General features: G+C 61.4%; 23 protein-coding genes. 14 read left to right on the forward strand and 9 right to left on the reverse strand.

Annotated features, from left to right (window positions below; genetic code table 11):
• Positions 1 to 10: 10 nt before the first annotated feature.
• Together AAGT95_RS05755 and AAGT95_RS05760 are read right to left on the reverse strand one after the other, a co-directional pair.
• Positions 11 to 760 carry an electron transfer flavoprotein subunit beta/FixA family protein gene (locus AAGT95_RS05755; RefSeq protein ID WP_342595831.1) on the reverse strand — a complete coding sequence of 250 codons (750 nt, stop codon included), beginning with the start codon at positions 758 to 760 and terminating at the stop codon, positions 11 to 13.
• A gap of 113 nt (positions 761 to 873) precedes the next feature.
• Positions 874 to 1,521, reverse strand: coding sequence for a TetR/AcrR family transcriptional regulator (locus AAGT95_RS05760; RefSeq protein ID WP_198651690.1), 648 nt, complete (start codon positions 1,519 to 1,521; stop codon positions 874 to 876).
• A gap of 221 nt (positions 1,522 to 1,742) precedes the next feature.
• On the opposite strand from AAGT95_RS05760, the gene AAGT95_RS05765 reads away from it, so the two are divergent.
• The gene (locus AAGT95_RS05765) at positions 1,743 to 3,785 is read left to right on the forward strand and encodes an NADH:flavin oxidoreductase (RefSeq protein WP_342595832.1); all 2,043 of its coding nucleotides are present in this window, start codon (positions 1,743 to 1,745) and stop codon (positions 3,783 to 3,785) included.
• Between the two features lie 24 nt (positions 3,786 to 3,809).
• Here AAGT95_RS05765 and AAGT95_RS05770 read toward each other — a convergent pair whose 3' ends face one another.
• Complete coding sequence (locus tag AAGT95_RS05770) at positions 3,810 to 4,619, reverse strand: hypothetical protein (RefSeq protein WP_342595833.1); 810 nt, start codon at positions 4,617 to 4,619, stop codon at positions 3,810 to 3,812.
• Positions 4,616 to 5,137: an RNA polymerase sigma factor gene (locus AAGT95_RS05775; RefSeq protein ID WP_110707352.1), complete on the reverse strand. Its 522-nt coding sequence runs from the start codon at positions 5,135 to 5,137 to the stop codon at positions 4,616 to 4,618. Before AAGT95_RS05775 ends, AAGT95_RS05770 begins: the two co-directional genes overlap by 4 nt.
• A 186-nt stretch (positions 5,138 to 5,323) precedes the next feature.
• Between AAGT95_RS05775 and AAGT95_RS05780 the strand changes: the two genes are divergently transcribed.
• Together AAGT95_RS05780 and AAGT95_RS05785 are read left to right on the forward strand one after the other, a co-directional pair.
• Positions 5,324 to 6,397: a catalase family peroxidase gene (locus tag AAGT95_RS05780; protein ID WP_342595834.1), complete on the forward strand. Its 1,074-nt coding sequence runs from the start codon at positions 5,324 to 5,326 to the stop codon at positions 6,395 to 6,397.
• Positions 6,394 to 6,942 (forward strand): cytochrome b, encoded by a 549-nt coding sequence (locus AAGT95_RS05785; protein ID WP_342595835.1) that lies wholly within the window; start codon positions 6,394 to 6,396, stop codon positions 6,940 to 6,942. Before AAGT95_RS05780 ends, AAGT95_RS05785 begins: the two co-directional genes overlap by 4 nt.
• 274 nt (positions 6,943 to 7,216) lie before the next feature.
• Here the strand turns inward: AAGT95_RS05785 and AAGT95_RS05790 are convergent, their stop codons facing one another.
• Both AAGT95_RS05790 and AAGT95_RS05795 read right to left on the reverse strand, forming a co-directional pair.
• Positions 7,217 to 7,579 (reverse strand): hypothetical protein, encoded by a 363-nt coding sequence (locus AAGT95_RS05790; RefSeq protein ID WP_342595836.1) that lies wholly within the window; start codon positions 7,577 to 7,579, stop codon positions 7,217 to 7,219.
• 108 nt (positions 7,580 to 7,687) lie between these two features.
• Positions 7,688 to 8,026 (reverse strand): helix-turn-helix domain-containing protein, encoded by a 339-nt coding sequence (locus AAGT95_RS05795; RefSeq protein ID WP_342595837.1) that lies wholly within the window; start codon positions 8,024 to 8,026, stop codon positions 7,688 to 7,690.
• Positions 8,027 to 8,150: 124 nt separating this feature from the next.
• On the opposite strand from AAGT95_RS05795, the gene AAGT95_RS05800 reads away from it, so the two are divergent.
• Positions 8,151 to 8,924 carry an SDR family oxidoreductase gene (locus AAGT95_RS05800; protein WP_342595838.1) on the forward strand — a complete coding sequence of 258 codons (774 nt, stop codon included), beginning with the start codon at positions 8,151 to 8,153 and terminating at the stop codon, positions 8,922 to 8,924.
• Between the two features lie 4 nt (positions 8,925 to 8,928).
• Here AAGT95_RS05800 and AAGT95_RS05805 read toward each other — a convergent pair whose 3' ends face one another.
• The gene (locus AAGT95_RS05805; protein ID WP_342595839.1) at positions 8,929 to 9,858 is read right to left on the reverse strand and encodes an oxidoreductase; all 930 of its coding nucleotides are present in this window, start codon (positions 9,856 to 9,858) and stop codon (positions 8,929 to 8,931) included.
• Between the two features lie 103 nt (positions 9,859 to 9,961).
• Here AAGT95_RS05805 and AAGT95_RS05810 point away from each other — a divergent pair, with 103 nt between their 5' ends.
• Positions 9,962 to 10,531 (forward strand): HdeD family acid-resistance protein, encoded by a 570-nt coding sequence (locus tag AAGT95_RS05810; RefSeq protein ID WP_110715281.1) that lies wholly within the window; start codon positions 9,962 to 9,964, stop codon positions 10,529 to 10,531.
• 46 nt (positions 10,532 to 10,577) lie between these two features.
• Here the strand turns inward: AAGT95_RS05810 and mltA are convergent, their stop codons facing one another.
• Positions 10,578 to 11,702, reverse strand: a complete 1,125-nt coding sequence (mltA, locus tag AAGT95_RS05815; protein WP_342595840.1) for a murein transglycosylase A — start codon at positions 11,700 to 11,702, stop codon at positions 10,578 to 10,580.
• Between the two features lie 186 nt (positions 11,703 to 11,888).
• Between mltA and pdxY the strand changes: the two genes are divergently transcribed.
• The 9 genes from pdxY to AAGT95_RS05860 all read left to right on the forward strand — a co-directional run bounded on the left by pdxY (position 11,889) and on the right by AAGT95_RS05860 (position 19,603).
• Positions 11,889 to 12,761 carry a pyridoxal kinase PdxY gene (pdxY, locus tag AAGT95_RS05820; RefSeq protein ID WP_342595841.1) on the forward strand — a complete coding sequence of 291 codons (873 nt, stop codon included), beginning with the start codon at positions 11,889 to 11,891 and terminating at the stop codon, positions 12,759 to 12,761.
• A complete protein-coding gene (locus AAGT95_RS05825; RefSeq protein ID WP_342595842.1) occupies positions 12,742 to 13,629 on the forward strand; it encodes a DUF72 domain-containing protein in 888 nt (295 codons plus the stop codon). Before pdxY ends, AAGT95_RS05825 begins: the two co-directional genes overlap by 20 nt.
• 184 nt (positions 13,630 to 13,813) lie before the next feature.
• Positions 13,814 to 14,215, forward strand: a complete 402-nt coding sequence (locus AAGT95_RS05830) for a MerR family transcriptional regulator (RefSeq protein WP_110601712.1) — start codon at positions 13,814 to 13,816, stop codon at positions 14,213 to 14,215.
• A gap of 69 nt (positions 14,216 to 14,284) precedes the next feature.
• The gene (locus tag AAGT95_RS05835) at positions 14,285 to 14,668 is read left to right on the forward strand and encodes a nuclear transport factor 2 family protein (RefSeq protein WP_342595843.1); all 384 of its coding nucleotides are present in this window, start codon (positions 14,285 to 14,287) and stop codon (positions 14,666 to 14,668) included.
• A gap of 552 nt (positions 14,669 to 15,220) precedes the next feature.
• Complete coding sequence (locus AAGT95_RS05840; RefSeq protein ID WP_342595844.1) at positions 15,221 to 15,718, forward strand: hypothetical protein; 498 nt, start codon at positions 15,221 to 15,223, stop codon at positions 15,716 to 15,718.
• Between the two features lie 93 nt (positions 15,719 to 15,811).
• Complete coding sequence (locus tag AAGT95_RS05845) at positions 15,812 to 16,579, forward strand: DUF1883 domain-containing protein (RefSeq protein WP_342595845.1); 768 nt, start codon at positions 15,812 to 15,814, stop codon at positions 16,577 to 16,579.
• A 761-nt stretch (positions 16,580 to 17,340) separates the two neighbouring features.
• Positions 17,341 to 17,826, forward strand: a complete 486-nt coding sequence (locus tag AAGT95_RS05850; RefSeq protein WP_342595846.1) for a protein-tyrosine phosphatase family protein — start codon at positions 17,341 to 17,343, stop codon at positions 17,824 to 17,826.
• Positions 17,827 to 18,258: 432 nt separating this feature from the next.
• Positions 18,259 to 18,813 carry a hypothetical protein gene (locus tag AAGT95_RS05855; RefSeq protein ID WP_342595847.1) on the forward strand — a complete coding sequence of 185 codons (555 nt, stop codon included), beginning with the start codon at positions 18,259 to 18,261 and terminating at the stop codon, positions 18,811 to 18,813.
• A gap of 94 nt (positions 18,814 to 18,907) precedes the next feature.
• Positions 18,908 to 19,603, forward strand: a complete 696-nt coding sequence (locus tag AAGT95_RS05860) for a class I SAM-dependent methyltransferase (protein WP_342595848.1) — start codon at positions 18,908 to 18,910, stop codon at positions 19,601 to 19,603.
• Between the two features lie 63 nt (positions 19,604 to 19,666).
• On the opposite strand, the gene AAGT95_RS05865 is transcribed toward AAGT95_RS05860, so the two are convergent.
• Complete coding sequence (locus AAGT95_RS05865; RefSeq protein ID WP_342595849.1) at positions 19,667 to 20,578, reverse strand: hydroxymethylglutaryl-CoA lyase; 912 nt, start codon at positions 20,576 to 20,578, stop codon at positions 19,667 to 19,669.
• Between the last annotated feature and the right edge of the window lie 68 nt (positions 20,579 to 20,646).

The following is a 20,646-nucleotide window of genomic DNA, read 5'->3' on the forward strand; positions in this document are numbered from 1 at the left end:
GACTCTCCTGTCACAGGACTTTGGCTTCGTGTTTGAGTTTGTCGACCAGCTCATCGACCGAGGCGACCTTGCTGCCGCCCTGTCGTGCCGCCGGGGTCTCGACTCGCTCGAGGCGCAGATAGTCGTTGGCGGCGAGGCCGACGGTGTCGATCCCACGGCTATCGATGGGCTTCTTCTTGGCTTTCATGATGTCGGGCAGGCGCGCGTGACGCGGCTCGTTGAGACGCAGATCGGTGGTGATCACCGCCGGCAGGCGCAAGGCCAGCGTGCGCAGGCCGCCGTCGACCTCGCGCGTTACCTGGACTTCCTCATCCGTCACCTCCAGGCGCGAGGCGAAGGTGCCCTGGCCCATGCCGGTGAGGGCGGCGAGCATCTGCCCGGTCTGATTGTTGTCGCTGTCGATCGCCTGCTTGCCCAGGATCACCAGCCCCGGCTGCTCCTCGGCGACGATTCGGGCCAGCACCTGGGCGACCTCGAGCGAATCCAGTCTCTCCTCGCTCTCGATGTGGATGGCGCGGTCGGCGCCCAGCGCCAGCGCCGTGCGCAGCTGCTCCTGAGCCGCCTTGGGGCCGATGCTGACAGCCACGATCTCGCTGGCCACGCCACGCTCCTTGAGTCGCAGCGCCTCCTCCACCGCGATCTCGCAGAACGGATTCATGGCCATCTTGGTGTTGGTCAGATCGACATCGCTGTGATCCGGGCGCACCCGTACCTTGACGTTGTAATCGATGACCCGTTTGACGCCGACGAGCACCTTCATGTGTCTACCTCTCGAGTGGGGTGGGAATCAGCGGATACCGGCGGCTATGTCCTAAGGTGCGGCGTCCCAAGGTACGGCCCGCCGGGTGTCGAACTGGTCGACCTTCGGGAAACTCATGTGGCGCTCTTCGCCGCTGGGGTCGCCGACGTGCGAAAGCGCGCGCGGTGACGGTCGGCGAAGCGCGCGATATCGCTCTCGGTGCAGGGCTGGCCGGTAAAGATGCGCACGTATTCGGCGATTCGGGTGATGCGCGTGTCCTTGCTCTCCTGGATGTGCATGGAGATGTAACCGATCTGCAGTAGATAGACGGTACGCGCCCGGGTATCGGCTTCCAGCTCGGGATAACCGAAGCGCGCGAACATCGCTTTCAGCGCGCCCAGGCGTGCGCTGTCGGCCCTCTGGACGCGGGTGGCCACCGCCGGGTCCTGCAGGCTCCAGCTGCGCACGGCGTACTCGAACTCGGAATCGAAGATCGCCGGGTCGAACCAGCAGTCGAAGACGTTGAGCGTGGCCTCGACGATCGTCGCCGCGTAGCGCTCGCTCTGGGTAATGACGGCCTGCGTGTTCTGCGCCTCCCAGCGCGCCAGCAGCGCCTCCAGAATCTCCTCGCGATCCTTGAACAGCCAGTAGAAGCTGGTCCGCGAGGTCTTCAACTGCTTGGCCAGCGGCACGATCTTGACCGCACCGACCCCGGCGCCGATCAGCAGCGTGTAGGCCGCATCGACCCAGGCCTTGCGATTATTGGCGAGTTCGTCTTTCACGATGAGTCCTTGGTGACGATGGGCAGGACGCTGAGCGTAGCAGGCCGGAGGCCGGTGTTTTAGATCGCCACGAGCACCTTGGCCCCGGCGTGAACACTGCTTTCGGCATTTCCTGAACATCAGACGTCGACATCCGTGTACACAACTGTATTCTCAGTTGACACTGGTGTACAGCGAGCGCTAGCGTGGTGTCAACCCCACGACAACAAGGGTGCCTGACCGTGAAGAACGATCCCCTGCTGCAGCCGCTGACGCTCAAGAACCTGACGCTCAAGAACCGCGTCATGCTGACTTCCCACGAGCCCGCCTATCCCGAGGACGGCCTGCCCAAGGCGCGCTATCGGGCCTATCACGTCGAGCGCGCCAAGGCCGGTGTGGCGCTGACCATGACCGCCGGCTCGGCGGCGGTATCCCGCGATAGCCCGCCGGTGTTCAACAACATCCTCGCCTACCAGGACGAGGTGGTGCCGTGGATGCGCGAGCTGAGCGACGCCTGTCACGAGCACGGCACGGCGGTGATGATCCAGCTCACCCACCTGGGACGACGTACGCGCTGGGACAAGGGCGACTGGCTGCCGGTGGTATCGGCGTCCCACCACCGCGAGGTCGCCCACCGGGCCTATCCCAAGAAGGCCGAGCCGTGGGATATCGAGCGTCTGATCCAGGACTATGCCGATGCCGCCGAGCGCATGCATGCCGCGGGGCTCGACGGGCTCGAGATCCAGGCCTATGGCCATCTCATGGATCAGTTCTGGTCGCCCCTGACCAACGAGCTCGACGGCCCCTACGGCGGCAGCCTGGACAACCGCCTGCGCTTCACCTTCGAGGTGCTCTCGGCGATTCGTGCCCGGGTCGGCGACGACTTCCTGCTGGGCGTGCGCTACACCGGCGACGAGTGTCTGCCTGGTGGCCTCGACGCCAATGACGGCATGGAGATCTCGCGCCGGCTCAAGCACAGCGGACTGATCGACTTCCTCAACGTGGTCAAGGGGCACATCGACACCGATGCCGGCCTCACCGACGTCATCCCCATCCAGGGCATGCCCAGCGCGCCGCACCTCGACCTGGCCGGCGACATCAAGCGCGAGGTCGACTTCCCCCTCTTCCACGGCGCCAAGATCCAGGACGTCGCCACCGCACGTCACGCCATCGCCTCGGGCAAGGTCGACATGATCGGCATGACCCGCGCGCACATGGCCGATCCGCACCTGATGCGCAAGGTGATCGAGGGGCGCGAGGAGGAGATCCGACCCTGTGTCGGCGCCAACTACTGTCTCGACCGCATCTATCAGGGCGGTGCCGCCTACTGCATCCACAACCCGGCCACCGGGCGCGAGACGAGCATGCCGCACACCATTGCGCCGGCCGTGACGCGGCGCAAAGTGGTGGTGGTGGGAACCGGCCCCGGGGGGATGGAAGCGGCCCGGGTCGCCGCCGAACGCGGCCACGAGGTGGTGGTGTTCGAGGCCGCCGACGCCCCGGGCGGGCAGATTCGCCTCACCGCCCAGAGCGAGCGTCGGCGCGAGATGATGGGCATCATCGACTGGCGCTACGAGCGCTGCCAGGCGCTGGGCGTCACCTTCCACTTCAACGTCTTCGCCGAGCAGGAGGAGGTGGCCGCCGAGTCACCGGACGTGGTCATCGTCGCCACCGGCGGGCTACCCAACGAGCAGGCGCTGAGCCAGGGCAACGAACTGGCCGTGACCGGCTGGGACATTCTCTCGGGGCACGTCAAGCCGGGGCGCAATGTGCTGGTCTACGACGATGCGGGTGATCACACCGCGCTGCAGGCCGCCGAGATCATCGCCAGGAGCGGGGCCCGGGTCGAGTACATGACCGCCGACCGCGCGCTGGCGCCCGAGGTGATGGGGATGAACCTGGTGCCCTACCTGCGCTCGCTGCAGGTGCTCGATACCACCTTCACGCCGACCTTCCGCCTGGTCGCGCTGCGCCGCGAGGGCGACGAGCTGGTGGCTTCGGTGGAGAGCGATTACACCCGCGTCGGCAAGGAGCGCCGCGTCGATCAGGTGGTGGTCAACTTCGGCACCCTGCCGATGGAGGATCTCTACGAGTCGCTCAAACCGCTGTCGAGCAATCAGGGCGCGGTGGACTACGACAAGCTGATCGTGGGTGACCCGCAGCCGATCGTGAAGCCTGCGGATGCGGCCGAGGGCTTCCAGCTGTTCCGTATCGGCGATGCGATCTCCCATCGCAACACCCATGCCGCGATCTACGACGCCCTGCGTCTGGTCAAGGATCTGTGAGCGACGTCACGCGAATGGCACGGCTCAACTCTCGCGCAGCATCTGCTCCAGCATCGCGGCGTTGGGGTCGTCGGGCTGGCTGACGATGGCATAGTTGTAGTTGCCCTTCGACCAGTACTGCGCCATGAGCTTGCCGTCGACTCGCTTGCCCGGCGCCAGCATGTGGTGACCGGCCCCCGGCGGGCGGATATACATCATCATCTGGCGCCCGCTCCGGTCGCGATAGACCACCATCGCGGCGGGCCCTTGGTCGGTGGCTAGCAGGCGGGCGTCGGTCATCTCCAGGCCGGCGGCGCTGAGATCCGGGGGCATGATCCCGTCGCTGAAGTGGGCCTGGAATAACCTGGCGATCTGTTCCCGACCGTGGCTGGCCGGCGCAGGCGCGGTGGTGTCACTGGCATCGACGATAGGGTCCTCGTCGATGGCGTCATGGCCGTCGAACGAGGCGTCAGCGGTGAACAGGCGGTAGGCCTGGACCGCATCCGCCATCGGCGGTGGCGAGTCCGGAGTCGTCATGTCGCGCATCGTCCAGCCGCCGGTCAGGCCGATACCCAGGGCCATGACCAGCATGGCGGCCGTGGCCAGCCAGCGCCGCTGCCCCGCTCGCTGACGGCGGCGAATCGCGGCCGGATCGAGTGCGGGATTGGCCGGCCACTGTTCCGGATTGGCGTAGCGCGCGCGCAAGTGTTGGGCATCCCGACGCCACGCCTCGAGTTCCGCCGCCCGCTCCGGGTTGGCCTGGAGCCAGGCTGCCACCCACTGCCGGCGCTCGGCGTCCAACTGGTCGTCGAGATAGGCGTGCAGGTCCTGTTCGGTGGGTCGGTTCGGGTTCATTTGAGCCTCCTGAGTGACGGTGCCGGACGCTTCTCGCGCGGTTCTCCCTCATCCAGCTCGCGCAGGGATCGACGCGCTCGCGAGAGTCGCGACATGACCGTCCCCATCGGAATATCCAGGGTCTCGCTCACCTCGCGATAGCTCAATCCCTCCACCGAAACGAGCATGAGCAGGGCCCGCTGCTCGGGGGGCAACTGGTCGAAGGCGTCCCAACTGGCGTTGGCCACGACGATATCTTCCGCCGAGGCGCTGGTCTGGGGTTCGCTGGTGAACAGCTGCAGCAGCCGGGCATAGCGCCCGGCGCGACGCCGACCGTCGAGGAACTGCCGGTACAGAATCGAAAACAGCCAGGCGCGAAGATCGCCGTCGGGGCGGCGGCGCTGCCAGTGGCCGATCGCTTTCTCCATCGTCGCCTGCACCAGATCGTCGGCATCACCGGGATCCTGGGTCAGCGACACGGCGAAGCGCCGCAAACGGGGCAGTATGTCACGCAGTTGATCGTCATCGGGTGGATTCATGGAGGTTCCAGCGTATCGAAGGAAGTCGCTGTAGGACGAACCGGAGGGGATTCTATTCCCTTTCGTCGTCAAGGGAATCGTCAATTGCTCGACGGCGGGGTTCGGGCAACGGATGAGCGAGCGGGAATAAAGTATCGGCAGCGGCGTCCTACTCGCTCCATGCAGGCCACTCACCCCGGAGCAGACATGACCCCGAAACCCCCACCACCGCTGAACACGCTATTCCGGTTCACGGTCATCGGACTCGTAGTCGCCATCCTGGCGACGGCCTTCGCCTATGTTGGCGGCTGGCTGGACCCCGATCGGCTGACCCCGGATCGGATGATCGATACGCTGGAAGACAATGCCGGCGTTCACGAAGGTTACCGCCGCAATCACGCCAAGGGGTACTGCGTGGTGGGCAGTTTCGAGAGCAGTGGCAATGCGGAGAGCCTGTCGCGTGCCACGGTTTTCGCGACGGGACAGGTCAGCCCGCTCATCGGCCGCCTGGCGATCCCCGGAGGCAACCCCCATGCCGACGATGGCATGCCGCCGATTCGCAGTTTCGCGCTGCAATTCGAGTTGCCGAACGGCGAGCAGTGGCGAACCGCGATGAACGCGATGCCGGTGTTCCCGGTATCGACGCCACAGGCGTTCTGGGAACTGTTGCAAGCCTCCCAGCCGGATTCCCGCAGCGGCAAGCCGGACCCCGCGAAGATGGGGGCCTTCTTTGCCGACCATCCGGAAACCAAGCCATTCCTGGCCTGGGTGAAAACCGCGCGGCACTCCTCGAGTTTCGTCAATGTCGAGTACAACAGCCTCGATGCCTTCCGCTTCATCGATGCCGGCGGGACGACCCACTTCGTACGCTGGGGGCTGGTGCCGGAAGCGCCCTTCACGCCGATGACCGATGCCCAGAAGCAGGATCCCGATTTCCTCTCCCGAGACCTGCAGGAACGCCTGGATAGAGGGCCCCAGCGCTGGCACCTGATCGTGACCGTGGCCAACCCCGGCGATCCGACCGACGATGCCACCCTGGCCTGGCCCGCGGACCGCCGCCAGATCGACGCCGGCATCGTCACCATCGATCGGGCCCAGGATCAGGCCGACGGCCCCTGTCGCGACATCAACTACGACCCGCTGGTGCTGCCCGACGGTATCGCCGGCTCCGATGACCCGCTGTTGAGCGCCCGCTCCGCCGCCTATTCGGAATCCTACAACCGACGCACTCGCGAGGAGGCCGAATCGGCGACATCCTCGACCCAGGAGCCACGATCATGAACCCGCGGACTGCCGTTACCTTCTCCCTCCCTGCCCGTCTGCTTCACTGGCTGATGGCGATCATGATCCTGACGATGCTGTTTGTCGGCGTCGGCATGGTGGCCACGGTGTCCGAGCGTCACGTATGGCTCGTGCAACTGCATAAACCGCTGGGAATCGCGATTCTCGCGCTGGTCATCGTGCGGCTTCTGGTGCGCTGGCGATACGGCACCCCGGCGCTGCCCGCGGACCTGCCGCCCTGGCAGCGCCTTTCCGCCCATCTCTCCCACTGGATGCTGTATGCGCTGATGCTGGCGATGCCGCTGATCGGCTGGACCATGCTCTCGGCTGGCGGTTATCCGGTCACCCTCTTTGCCGGCGTCACGCTACCGGATCTGGTCTCTCCATCTCCCACGCTCTACAGCGCGTTGCGTTTCGCCCACACCTGGTTGGCGCTGAGCCTGTTCGCGCTCATCCTCCTTCACCTGGCGGCAGCCTTGTACCACGGCTTGATTCGTCGGGATGGCGTATTGGCCAGCATGACGAAAGGCCATCGTAAGCCCTGAATCATGGGTCGCCTTTTCAGGGAAAAGACGATTGGCTTTCGACTTGAAGAAAGCGATCGGGGGAGGCGTGATTCCACGCCCGATCGCTGCCAGCCTTTCCCTGGCGATATCAGGCAATTGCCATGTCGATATTGATAAAAAGAAGTGAATACCGGTATGGAAAGCAAGAAATAACCGCGAGCTATAGGGAAGATTTATAGAGTGGTAAGACACTAAAAAGCCGAGGCGATCAGCCTCGGCTCTGACATCGCGGCCGCTCTCCATCAAGCGTCTTTCAGGCGGGGTCCACGCGGTAGAGACGTTTCACAACGTCCATCTGCGCCGCACTCTGCCCTTCCGCTATCAAGCTCTGCTGGGCCCGGCCCAGCGCTTTCATGGTGGTCATGCCGGTGCGGTGCTGTTCGGCACGCAGCGCATTGGCGCTGGCTTCGCTTTGGCCGGCGCCGATATCCAGGCGCCAGGCGCCGAACTGGTTGGCCGTCACCATCGCCGGCTGCAGATTCAGCGGCTGGTGCAGTCGCTGCATGGCTTCCTGCTGGGCGATGCTATCGTCGGCCTGCGCCAGCACGGGCAGAAATCCGGCAAGCGCCACGGCGGCGGCGACTCGGGCCAGGTGGGACACTATCGGGGTTTTCATCATCGACTCCTGTCATCGAAATGCCTGCGACCTCGACATGGGGCCGCGGTCGACAGCGGAAGAATTCCTGTCACTGTCGGCTGCAGGTAAGACGAGTGACGCAGCGATCTATTCCCCTTTTGGTTCCTCGAATTTCTCCTTCCATTTCAGAAGCGCGTCCAGGGCGGGGCAAAGATCCTGACCCCAGGAGGTCATCCGATAGTCGACCTTGGGCGGCACCTCGGGATAGACCTTCCGGGAGACGATGCCGTCGTTTTCGAGCTCGCGAAGTTGCTGGGCGAGCATCTTCTGGGAAATGCCCGGGATCTGGCGTTCGAGATCGGAGAAACGCTGAACCTTGCCATCGAAGAGGTGGAAGATGATCAATAGTTTCCATCTCCCTTTCAGCAGTTTGAATATCGATTCCAGCTCGAGCGCGGCGCTCTCCGGCGTGTGATTCTTGGCCATAACTTTTGGGTTAGCCCCTTACTATTTCGTGCGTTCTTGTTTCCCTTTCAGCAGCGAAGATAATGACATTTCACCGAGCGGGTTGGCTTTTTGAACCAAGACGATAGCTAAAAAAGGAACGATCATGGACCTGGGCTTACAGCATACTCGTGTCTTTGTGACCGGCGGTACCAAAGGTATTGGCAGAGCCGCCGTCGAGCTTTTCCTCGACCTGGGGGCGAGTGTGGTCACTGCCGCTCGCCACAGGCCTGACAAGATGCACCCGGAGCACGTCATAACCGCGGATCTCACCACCAACGAGGGCTGTCGCCTGGCGGCGGAGTCGGCCCGCGAGCGGCTGGGGCATATCGATGTCGTGGTGCATGTCCTGGGCGGGTCGTCGTCGCCGGGTGGCGGCTTCACCGCCCTGGGCGAGGATGAGTGGAGGCAGGAGCTCGATCTCAATCTGTTTCCCGCGGTGCGGCTCGATCGCCATCTGGTACCGCACATGGTGGCGCGCGGTTCAGGCGTCGTGATTCATGTGACGTCCATTCAGCGAGCGCTGCCACTGCCGGAGTCGACCACGGCCTACGCTGCGGCGAAGGCGGCGTTGTCCACCTACAGCAAGAGCTTGTCCAAGGAGCTGGCGCCTCAAGGCGTGCGGGTCGTGCGGGTGTCGCCGGGCTGGGTCGAAACCGAGGCGTCGGTCGCGCTCGCCGAGCGATTGGCCGAGGAGGCGGGCACCGACTACGAGGGCGGCAAGGAGATCATCATGCAGTCGCTCGGGGGCATTCCGCTGGGACGGCCCTCCTCGCCCGGGGAAGTGGCCAATCTCATCGCTTTCCTGGCGTCATCTAGGGCGGCGAGCATCACCGGGTCCGAGTTCGTCGTCGACGGCGGTACCATTCCCGTGGCGTGAATCTTCAACCATCCGCTGACCACGCCGCCCCGGTCAATTCACACGACACCGTCCACAGCCGATCTTCCACCGCCTGGTCCCTGGCCGCGGTGCTGCGATGGGCGCGCTTGGGTGCGCCGCGGGTCTCGCTGAAGCCGTCGGGGCCGAAGTAGTCGCCGGGGCCCACGTCGTCGGCGAGCGCGGCGTGAAGCGTGGGCCTGGCGCCCTGGTCGGCGGTTTGGCTGATCAGCGGCATCACCAGCTTGAACGCCTGGCCGATCAGGGCGCGACTCTTCACGCCGGCATCGAACAGCGCCGTGCGGGAGAGCCCGGGATGGGCGGCGACGCTCAACAACCCCCAGCCGTGCCGGTCGCTCTGCCGCTGCAGCGCCTGGGCGAACAGCAGCATGGCGAGCTTCGATTGCCGGTAGGCGCGCCACGGGTCGTAGTCGCGCTCGCCATTCAGATCATCGAAAGCGATCTTCCCGCCGCGATGCGCCAGGCTCGAGAGCTGGACGACGCGGGCAGGTGCGGAATCCCCCGACGAGGCGGCGACCAGCAGCGGCAGCAGCAGGCTGGTGAGCAGGAAGTGGCCGAGATAGTTGACCCCGAACTGGCGCTCGAAGCCGTCCTCGGTGCGCTCGCGCTTGGGCAGCGCCATGATGCCGGCGTTGTTGATCAGCCGGTGCAGCTCGGTTTCGCGCTCGCGCAGGCGCGCGGCGAACTGGCGCACCGACGCGAGACTGTCGAGATCGAGCCACTCGAAGCGAATCTCTGCGCCGGGCTGATGGGCACGCACCGCGTGGCAGGCGAGCTTGCCCTTGTCGGCATTGCGCCCGGCGACGATGACGCGATACCCGTTCGCTGCCAGGCCCTTGGCAGTCTCCAGTCCGAGTCCGGCGGTGGCGCCGGTGACGATGGCCAGCGGCGCTGCCGCCGGGGCGGATTCGGTCATCGAAGTCACTCCCGTGAAGGTCTATGTTAAAGATCGGTATTGAACGATGGAGTCGGTGCAGCGTTCAGGTTTCCTCGAACAGGGATATCAATGGGAGTCGTCAATGGCAACGAGAAGTCTCATCGGACGTAGCTGGTGGATCCTGATGGCGTTCGGCGTCATCGCCATCGTATTCGGCCTGATCGCGGTGTTTCAGCCGCTGGCCGCCATCGCGGCGTTGACCTGGATCATGGGCATCATGGCACTGGCGGAAGGCGTCTCCACGCTGTTCATGACGGCGACGGCCTATCGAGGCGCGGGCAAGGGATGGCTGATCGGCTACGGCGTGCTGTCGATACTGTTCGGCCTGCTCGCGATTTTCGATCCGCTCTCCATGGCCAGCGCGCTGCTGGTGCTGGTGGGTATCTGGCTGATCATCGCCGGCGTCTATCGCCTGCTGCTGGGGCTGCGCATTCGCCGCCCGGTGGCCGGCCAGGGCTGGGCCGCGCCCGGCGAGGGATGGACCGTTCTCAGTGGGGTGCTGGCGCTGCTGCTGGGCATCCTGCTCGTCGTCAGCCCGCTCAGCGGCCTGGTGGCCACTGCGCTGTGGATCGGGATCGTCGCGCTGGTCTACGGCGTCATCCAGGTGATCGCGGCGTTGCGGGTGCGCAAGATGTTCGCCGGCCCTCGCTAGCGAGGGCCGCAATGTCCAGAGAGCGCCCAAGCGATTGGGCGCTCTCTCATTTGGGCATCAGCACCCACATCTCGCCCCGCTGTTTCATCCGGCTGGCGGCCTCGCCGGCAGCGTCGCCGTGGCCCCAGTAGAAGTCCGCTCGCACCGCGCCCTTGACCGCGCTGCCGGTATCCTGAGCCACCATCAGGCGCTGCAGCGGCTGGTTGGAAAGCGGCTGGGTAGTGGAGAGGAACACCGGCGCGCCGAGCGGGATCTCGTCGGGGTCGACCGCGATGCTGCGCTCGGAGGTGAGCGGCACCCCCAGCGCGCCCACCGGGCCGCTGGTATCGGCCAGCGCTTCGCTGCCCTTGAGCTCGCGGAAGAACACCATGCGTGGATTGACGTTGAGCATCTCCTCCACCTGGCCCGGGTGGCGGCGGGCCCAGTCGCGCACGCCGGGCAGCGTGGCCTGGGCGGGCGTGATCTCGCCGCGGTCGATCAGGCGCTTGGCGAAGGAGCGGAACGGCTGGTTGTTGGTGCCGGCGTAGGCCACCCGCATGGTGGTGCCGTCGGTCATTTCGACACGGCCGGAGCCCTGAATCTGCAGGTAGGCTGCCTCCACCGGGTCGTCGACCCACACCAGTTCGGTGCCATCGAGATCGCCGCTGCGCATCAGTTCGGCGCGGGTCGGGCCGACGTGGGTGTGTCGCTTCCAGTATTTCGGGTACTGGTAGAGCGGCGTCTGGTAGGGCCCGCCGCGCACGCGGGAGCCGCGCAGGATCGGCTCGTAGTAGCCGGTGATCAGGCCGGTCGCGCTGCCGTCGCTGTTGGTCACGCGATACGGCACGAAACGGCTCTCGAAGAAGTTCTGGATCGCCAGCGCATTGAGCGGATCGACCGACCGGGCGTCGTGGCAGACGCTCTTCCACGTCGGCTTGCGCTCGAGCCGCTTGCAGCTCTCCCGGAATGCGCTCCATGCCGCCATCGGTTGGTCCCGGTTCCAGCCCGGCAGGTGGTGCCAGGTGGTCTTGCGCGCCGGCTGTTCGACCCGCGCCTCCGGGCTACCGCTTGGTGCCGGGGTCATGACCGGACCGCTGGAGCAGCCCGCCACCAGCACGGCGAAAAAGAGAGCGGCCAGCAGCCAGGAGAAGCGGAGTGACGATGCGCGCTGGCGCGGGGCGCTTGAAAGCATGCAGATTCGATCCTTGAACACGATGCACAGACGAAGGCGGATAAACGGGACGATGGATAAAAGCTGGAGCGAGCATATCGCCGCCGCTCGATGGCGTCGAGCGAGGTATCGACCAAAGACAGCCGCTGCAAGTTCCTTCCCCCTCGCATTACACTGTGCGCTTTGCTCTCGCGGCAGGACCGTCTCATGACCCATGTCATCTCCATTCAGAGCCACGTCGCCTATGGCTACGTCGGCAACCGTGCCGCCGTGTTTCCGCTGCAGCGGCTGGGGCTGGAAGTCACCGCCATCAACACCGTCCAGTTCTCCAACCACACGGGCTATGGCGCCTTTACCGGCGATGTCTTCAGCCCGGACCATCTCAGGAACGTGCTGGATGGGGTCGAATCGCTGGTCGGGCTCGACGATGTCGACGCCCTGCTTTCCGGCTACATGGGCGACGAAGGCATCGGTCGCGCCGTGCTGGATAGCGTCGACCGGGTCAAGCAGGCCAATCCGCAGGCGCTCTACTGCTGCGATCCGGTGATGGGCGACGTCGGGCGCGGCTTCTTCGTCCGCGAGGGGATCCCCGAGTGGATGCGCGACCACGCCATCGCCCGCGCCGATATCGTCACCCCCAACCAGTTCGAGCTCGCCTTCCTGGCCGGGCGGGAGGTGAACACCCTGGAAGACGCCCTCGCCGCCGCCGCCGCACTACGCGCCAAGGGCCCCAGGGTGGTGTTGATCACCTCGCTGGAAGTCGCGGGTGACGACCAGCGACACATCGGCATGCTGGTGGACGCCCCCAGTGGCAGCTGGCGGATCGCCACGCCCAAGGTCGACTTCGCCATCGCGCCCAACGGTGCCGGCGACTTCACTGCCGCGATGTTCCTCGCCCACAGCCTGCGCGCCGGGCTCACCGAAGAAGGCCCCGCCCGCGCCCTGGAGCAGACCGCCGCCGCGGTGCAGATGCTGTTCGAGCACACCCGCCGTGCCGGCACCCGCGAGCTGGCGATGATCGCCGCGCAGCAGGATATCGTTTCGCCTACGGTGACCTTGCATGCCGAACGCCTCAGATAACCTCGCCACGACCCATGAACCCCCGCTCTACCTGGGCATGGCGATGTGGGCCAACACCGACTGGCAAGGCAGCCTGCTGCCCGCCCACGGCGACGTGGAGCTGCGCGACTACGCCAGCGTGTTCAACGCTGTGGAGGGCAATACCACCTTCTACAGCGGCATTCCCAAGGCGGAGACGGTCGCGGCCTGGGCCGAGCAGGCGCCCGAGACCTTTCGTTTCTGCTTCAAGCTGCCCAGCCAGCTGACCCATGGCAAGCGCCTGCGCGACATCGACAATGAGTTCGAACGCTTCATCGAGCGCCTCTCACCGTTGAAAGATCGTCTAGGGCCGATCATGGTCCAGCTACCCAGAGATTTCGGCCAGGGCGAGCTGCCGACCCTCGAGCGATTACTCACTCACTGGCCACGGGAGATACCCTGCGCGGTCGAGGTCCGGCACAGTGATTTTTTCCACAAGGGGGCACCAGAACAGGCATTCAACCGCTTGTTGATAAGTCAAGACGCCAATCGGGTCATGCTCGACGTGCGCGCGCTCTTTGCCACACCCTCAGGGCTTGACAACCGGCTCGCCAAGGCGCAGGGCGAAAAGCCGAAAGTCCCATTACACGTGCTCTGCACGGCGGTCAATCCCGTTATTCGATTTATCGGGCACTTCGACGAAGCCATTAACCTGGCCCGTTTCGAACCGTGGATAGAACGCCTCACCCTGTGGATAAAACAGGGGAAAACCCCTTTTCTCTTTGTGCATACACCGGATAACCGCCAGGCGCCGGAACTGGCACGAAAGTTCTACAGTCGTATCGCCGAACGGATCGAATTGCCGTCGCTGGCCGAGTTCCCGGGAGAGCGACAGAATTCGCTGTTTTAGACAAATCTGAAACAGGCTGTTGATAACTCGAGCACGCTTCTTCGACCCCATGTCGCCCATCACGCAGGGTCAGTGACCGCCTGTCTGCGGTGCCGATGCGTGGGGAATACTCCGCTTAAAGTTGATCTTCACGTAAAGGTTAAACGGCGCTAGGGTAGGGAAAATCAGAAAAGAGAATAACGTTGTGTCCGGCCAGACCTACGCCATTGGCGAACTCGCGCAACACTTCGATGTGACCACCCGCACCATCCGCTTCTACGAGCAGGAGGGCCTGCTCTCCCCCGAGCGGCGCGGCAAGACTCGCGTCTACCACGAGAAGGATCGCGTTCGCCTCAAGCTCGCCCTGCGCGGCAAGCGTCTCGGTTTCTCGCTGATCGAGATTCGCGAAGTGCTCGATCTCTACGACACCCGCCATGACGGCAGCATCCGCCAACTCGAGCGCCTGCTCGAGATCCTCGCCGATAAACGCGCCAACCTCGAACGCCAGCTCGAAGACATCCGCATCATGCAGCGCGAGCTGGATCAGGTCGAAGAACGGTGCAAAGGTGCATTGGGAGAGTTGAAGGCGGCGGAACAGGGTCACTGAGCGCTGGTTGGTACACACGGTTCTGCTCTACGGCTCCTTCGATGGTAGTCATCTGCACGGAGCAACGGCATGCAACATGACCTGGAAGCCAACAAGCGCAATGCGATCGCCTTCTATCGCACGGCCTATCTCGGCGACCCTGCCCTTGCCGTCGAGACATATGTCGGCGCCGATTACATCCAGCACAACCCGGTAGTCGGTAATGGAAAGCAAGCGTTCATCGACTACTTCACGGCAATGGCTGAGCAGTATCCCGGGAAGGAAATCGAGTTCCTGCGCGCGGTGGCCGAAGCCGATCTGGTATCCCTACACACGCACCAGACCTGGCCCGACGGCGATGAGTACGTCACGATGGATTTTTTCCGTTTCGACGACAACGGCAAGATCGTAGAACACTGGGATTCCATCCAGAGAATTCCGCATGAAACCAAGAACGGAAATCCGATGTACTGAGTACCTGCGGCTAGCGCTTCAATCTGGCCGTTCCCGTGACGGCAAGCGGCCAGTGACCCTCATACTTCCTAAATAATCTTCGGTTCTCGACGTACCGGCGCCCTCGACCTGACGCCAAGACTGATTAATGCTTTCGTGGCGTTGTTTCCAATGTAATGCTTGGTTACTGTGCGTAGAACTACATAAAAGATGGCTTACAGAGTCACAAGCTCACAAGGGACAGCCGCGCTGGGATGATGGCAACTATCGTCATCCTCCATGGCTGGCGGTAGCGTGGCTGCCTTCACCAAAAAACCAACCGGACGACCCACCGCTACATGGCTGTGTCTATGTACAGTCATATCGGGCTCAGCAAAACGCGCGAGCACGCGACTTCTGCAAAGCACGCGTAATTATTCTGCGAGTCCTTTGAAATCAATGTGCTAAGCGTGAAAGAGCGTTATAGATAAAATTATTGAACGCGGGAGCTTGTTAAAATGGCAAACGGAGCGGGCTACCTAATACCTGTTATGAATATCTATACAGGAAAGCCCGGCCTTGAGGAGCGCATAGATGAATGATGAAGCTGAACATGAGCTAATAATATCTGTAGATTTCGACAATTTTGTAACCAGATTTGATCTGGACGAAATTTTGGGCTCGATTGATAGAATCATAGAACAAGAGATATTTTGGGGTGTCTATCCACCGTGGCTCTTGGAAGAGGAGGTCTTTGGCCCCTTATACGAGCACAGATTCCATCAACCAAGAATGACCTATTTGGGTATTCGGTCTATAAATTCCGGATCGCTCATCATTGGTGCGTTTATAGGCGGTGCAGTTCTCACTTATGTAGGTACAAGGTTTGCGCGGGGTGTAGATGAAAGCCTCTTCGCTGATGAGCTAAAAAGATCTGGTCGTATAATGGGGGATTCATTAGGCAGAATGCTCTCGAGAATTAATGCCTGGGCAGAGCGTTATGTGAAAAAACAATACGAAAAAGGCGGCAATGTCAGGGCGATTAAAGCAATGGCCAAGCCAGACGATGAGCAAACGCACAAAAACTCATAACCAGCGCAGGCACAGCGACGGCTTTTCGTTGCGGCTTTGCCTTCACTACAAATTCGCGCGTGCTGCGGGCATTATGCCTGAAAGGAGTCGACATTGAATTTCTTAAAGTATGATCTTGGTAATCTCAAGAGAGGCGAGGTGGTTGAGGTAACTTTGTCTAGTGGCGCGAATGTTCGGTTGATGGATAGCTCTAATTTCAACAGCTATAAGAACGGACGGAGACATAGATTCTATGGTGGGTTAGCTAAGAAATCACCAATACGAATAGCAGTTCCGAATTCTGGCCACTGGTACGTTGCTGTTGACATGCAAGGATTGCGCGGCAGTACAAATGCCTCTGTTCGTGTTGTGCCGGGGGTCTTGCCCGAAATCCAGGAACGCCCGCTTTCTGAAGTACCGAGTTTGGTGCGGGACAATGTTCCACCTCCTACAGAAACTGGTGGAGATACGCATGATGTGTTTATCTCTCATGCGTCAGAAGATAAAGATGAATTTGTTAGGCCACTCGCCAACGCATTAATAAATGAAGGCCTGAACGTTTGGTACGACGAAATGACGCTTAGGATTGGAGATAGCCTGAGGCAAAAAATTGACAGAGGCTTAGCTAATAGTCGCGTTGGGCTGGTAGTTCTTTCCCCTTCGTTTATTTCAAAGGGCTGGACCAATTACGAACTTGACGGAATTGTTACGCGTACAGTCTCAGGCGAGCAGGTTCTACTGCCGATTTGGCATAATATTACAAAGCAGCAAGTTGTTGATTATAGTCCGTCTCTGGCTGATAAAGTTGCTAGGAGCACCGCCACTCATACCATCAATGAAATCGCGGCTGAAATCGCCGAGCTTATAAGGTCGAGGGCATAAAAAATTGCTGCTCTTGGAAAAATTATTCGCTACGCTCGCACTTTTCCGGTGCGCGAGCATTAAAGGGGTGCGAGCTAAATTGGCTCATATAATCCGAGAAGAAAAGCTCCGCAAACAGCGGATAGGAAAAGTTCAAAGAAGGAGGCATCTGGCTCAATTTTACAGAAAAACGGATCAACAGGAAGTAAAAGTCGGGGCTTTGTGCACTCTGTAGTGTGAACCAAGCTTCTACTCGCGATCACTTCCCCCCAAAACTATCTTTCCTACGCCTCGGCCTACTTTGATTAACTTACCCGCTTGTTTTGAGTGCAACAATTCGGCTTCCGATCTCGATGATCTCTTCAATGTCTATCTCAGCATGCATACAGATGTAAATAACGATATCGCTCGGCAGCTTTTTACTGATAAAATCACTCGAAATTTGCGACAGGATCAAAACCTCCTGCAGCGCATACATAAAAAATCCAGGCGTGTCTTTTTTTGAATAAAGCGGGTCAGCTAAAGTCTCGTTTAGGAGTATTTTAGGATTAAAGAGCGCATACGGAAGTGATTTAAAGAACGATCAGGCAAGTTGCCTATAAATATGCAGTCGCTCCGGAAGATCCAAGACATTCCCTATGGATTTTTGAGTTTTATGGTGCTCATTGGGTAAGCGGCTACACGTTGCCTGCCCAGCTTTAAAAAGTGCAGATTGTTGGACAGCTACTACGCTGCGCTCCGTACCTGCCGCAATTGAAAGCGTTATATTTTGGTAAGTATAAATGATGAATTCAATATACAAGATTGAGGGGCTTTGTGATAATCAGTTTGCTATCATGCCTCACCCGCAAGGTGGTGATTTTCTCGAACAGAGTATAGAGGAAATCAGGTTGTCAGGTTATGACGTCGTTGTTTCCATGCTGACGAGTGAAGAACAAGCGGAGCTCGAACTTCTTGCTGAAGGAGACGTTTGCCAGAACAAGGAAATTTTGTACCTTAACTTTCCGATCAGAGATGAAGTGGCCGATAGTGATACAGAAGTGATGCAGTTCATCGATTCCTTGGCGCTTTTGCAACAAGAGAAGAGAAAAATAGTATTTCACTGTCGGGGGGGCGTAGGGCGCTCGTCGATGATGCTAAGCCTTTTGGCTGCAAGGCTGGGAGTGGAACCAGAAAACTCCTTCGAATTAATTACGATATCTAGAGGTGAGCAAGCGCCCGAGACGGAGTTCCAAGGGCAGTGGGTAGCCAGGTTATCAAAAAGCTGATCGGACTCATGCACCTTGCTTCAAACAATAATCATAATACGTAAAGCTCGGGCCAGTTTATCAATGGCTGCGGGCTTTTCTGTTTTCAGCGACGCGATAACTGCGCCGCCGGAGCCACACCCACCTTGGACCGATTCGGCCTGTCAGTGGGTTTTATTATCTATATACCTGTCTCCGCCAACTTCTTCCAGATCCACGCCGCCGACGGTGCCGAAGCCTTTTGGTAGGTAAATCACGTCTTCCGTCGAGATATGACTGACGATGCCTGAGCGTCAGACTTACGCAGGTATCTCTACGCATCGCTGCATGTGCTTTTGTCAGCCGCCCCTACCTGAGAGGGCTCGCAATTTTTCATCCCTGCACCAACCTGGAACTCTGACTGTCAGCTCGCGCAGTCACGACCATGCACGCGGGATCAACCGAGTACTGACGATGGATTGGCTGACATTCATTTCGAGCCTTGTCCGGTCGCTGGCCTGGCCGGTGTTCGCCCTGATTCTCGCGCTTCTCTTCCGCGACCAGATCCTGCAGTTTGGGTCCTTCATCAAGAAGCTGCGGGCCGGACCCATCGAGGCTGAGTTCGAGCACGACCTCGAACAGTTGCGCTTGCTGTCGCCGGGTCGGGGTAACCTCGTCGGTGTGCGTGCTGGTCAAGAGGAGACGTTTCTCACCGAGCTGGCCGAGCGCCATCCTCGCACGACTATACTGGAGGCGTGGACTCGGCTGGAGCGTGCGGCCCGCGCGTCGCTATCGTCACAGGAAAGCGGTGAGCGGGGCCCGGGCGAGGTATCAGCGGCTCGGCTACCGGAGCTGCTGGTAAGGGCAGGGCTGATCGATCAGCCGCAGGTGACGCTGTATCACGAGCTGCGGCGTCTGCGTCGCGAGGTGGCTCGCGATCTGGAGCCGACAAAAGAGGCAGCACACGCCTATGTCGAGTTGTCTCTAGCGTTTCAGTCTCAGCTAGATCGCGCAGCCCTGAACAGTTGATCCATAAATGGCTAGCGCGCCGCCAACGCCACATCCACCTTCGACCAATTTGGCCTGCCGAGTGTCAGCGTCAGGATTAACCGCGGGGAATAACATGAACCAGGACGAGATCAAGGCACTGTTCGACCAGCAGGCGGCAAGCTACGACCAGCAGTGGGCCAAGACGTCACCGATTCGGAATTGTCTGCATCTGTTGCTGGGGTCGTTGTTCGCGGATTTGCCGGCGGAGGCACGAATCCTCTGTGTCGGGGTGGGGACGGGCGATGAGCTGTTCTATCTCGCCTCACAGCATCCTGGTTGGCGTTTTACGGCCGTGGAGCCGTCGGGGCGTATGCTCGACGTCTGTCGGGAAAGGGCCGAGCAGGAAGGTGTGACGTCTCGCTGCACCTTCCATGAGGGGTATCTGGAGTCACTACCCACCGCCGAGCTACACGATGCCGCGACCTGCCTGCTCGTCTCGCAGTTCATCACGAATCTCGACGAGCGCTCCGGTTTCTTCCGTGGCATTGCCGCGCAACTCAACTCGGGTGGCATTCTCGCAAGCGCCGACCTGGCGTCAGACATCGCGTCACCCGAATATGACGTACTGCTTCACGCGTGGATGAACATGATGTCCGCGGCCGATGTCTCCGAAGAGATGATGGCGCGGATGCGCCATGCCTATGCGCATGATGTCGGTGTGCTACCGCCAGCGCGAATTGCCTCGATCATCGAGGCAGGCGGTTTCGAACTTCCGGTGCCGTTTTTCCAGGCGGGGTTGATCCATGCATGGCTTTCCCGCCGGGCTTGAGTGAATACCCCTCTATCCTTGGAAGCGATTCCTGCAAGCCCGTGAGTTGGCTAGGGGGTTCCATTATGAAGAGGTTCGCTTCGCAGCCAGCGCCACCCCCACCCTCGACCGATTCGGCTTGCCGATGGTCTGTGTTATCCGCACCCCTGTCTCTGCCAAGTTATCCAGATCCACGCCGCTGTCGATGCCGAGGCCGTTGAGCAGGTAGATCACGTCTTCCGTGGCGACGTTGCCGGTGGCGCCCTTGGCGTAGGGGCAGCCGCCGAGGCCGGCGACGGCGCTGTCGATCACGCCGATGCCCTCTTCGAGCACGGCGTAGAGGTTGGCCAGCGCCTGGCCGTAGGTATCGTGGAAGTGGGCGGCGAGCTTGTCCCTGGGGATATCGCGGCCCACGGCGTCGAGCAGGCGCTTGGCCTCGAGCGGGGTGCCGACGCCGATGGTATCGCCCAGCGAGATTTCATAGCAGCCCATCTCATAAAGCGCGTGGGAGACCTCGGCGACCCGCTGGGGGGCGACTTCGCCTTCGTAGGGGCAGCCGAGCACGCAGGAGACATAGCCGCGCACGCGCACGCCGGCTTCCCGGGCGCGTTCGACCACCGGTTCGAAGCGCGCCAGCGATTCGGCAATCGAGCAGTTGATGTTCTTGTGCGAGAAGGCTTCGCTCGCCGCCGCGAAGACGGCGACTTCCTCGACGCCGCATTCGAGCGCGGCTTCCAGCCCTTTGAGATTGGGCGTGAGCGCGGAGTAGATCACGCCCGGCCGGCGGCGAATGCCGGTCATTACCTCGCGGTGATCCGCCATCTGCGGCACCCATTTGGGCGAGACGAAACTCGCCGCTTCGATCCGCTTAAGCCCCGCCGCGCCGAGCCGCTCGATCAGTTCCAGCTTGGCGGCGGTGGCGATGGGCTCGGCTTCGTTCTGCAGTCCGTCCCGCGGGCCGACCTCCACCACACTGACTTGCTTCGGCATCCCCATCTCACTTTCCTCGGCTCTGTCTGAAAAATGCCTGCGCTCGCCCATACTGCGTTAAAAATTGGCTCAAG

Origin of the sequence: Salinicola lusitanus, from assembly GCF_038648475.1 — a bacterium.
GTDB classification, from domain to species: domain Bacteria; phylum Pseudomonadota; class Gammaproteobacteria; order Pseudomonadales; family Halomonadaceae; genus Salinicola; species Salinicola lusitanus.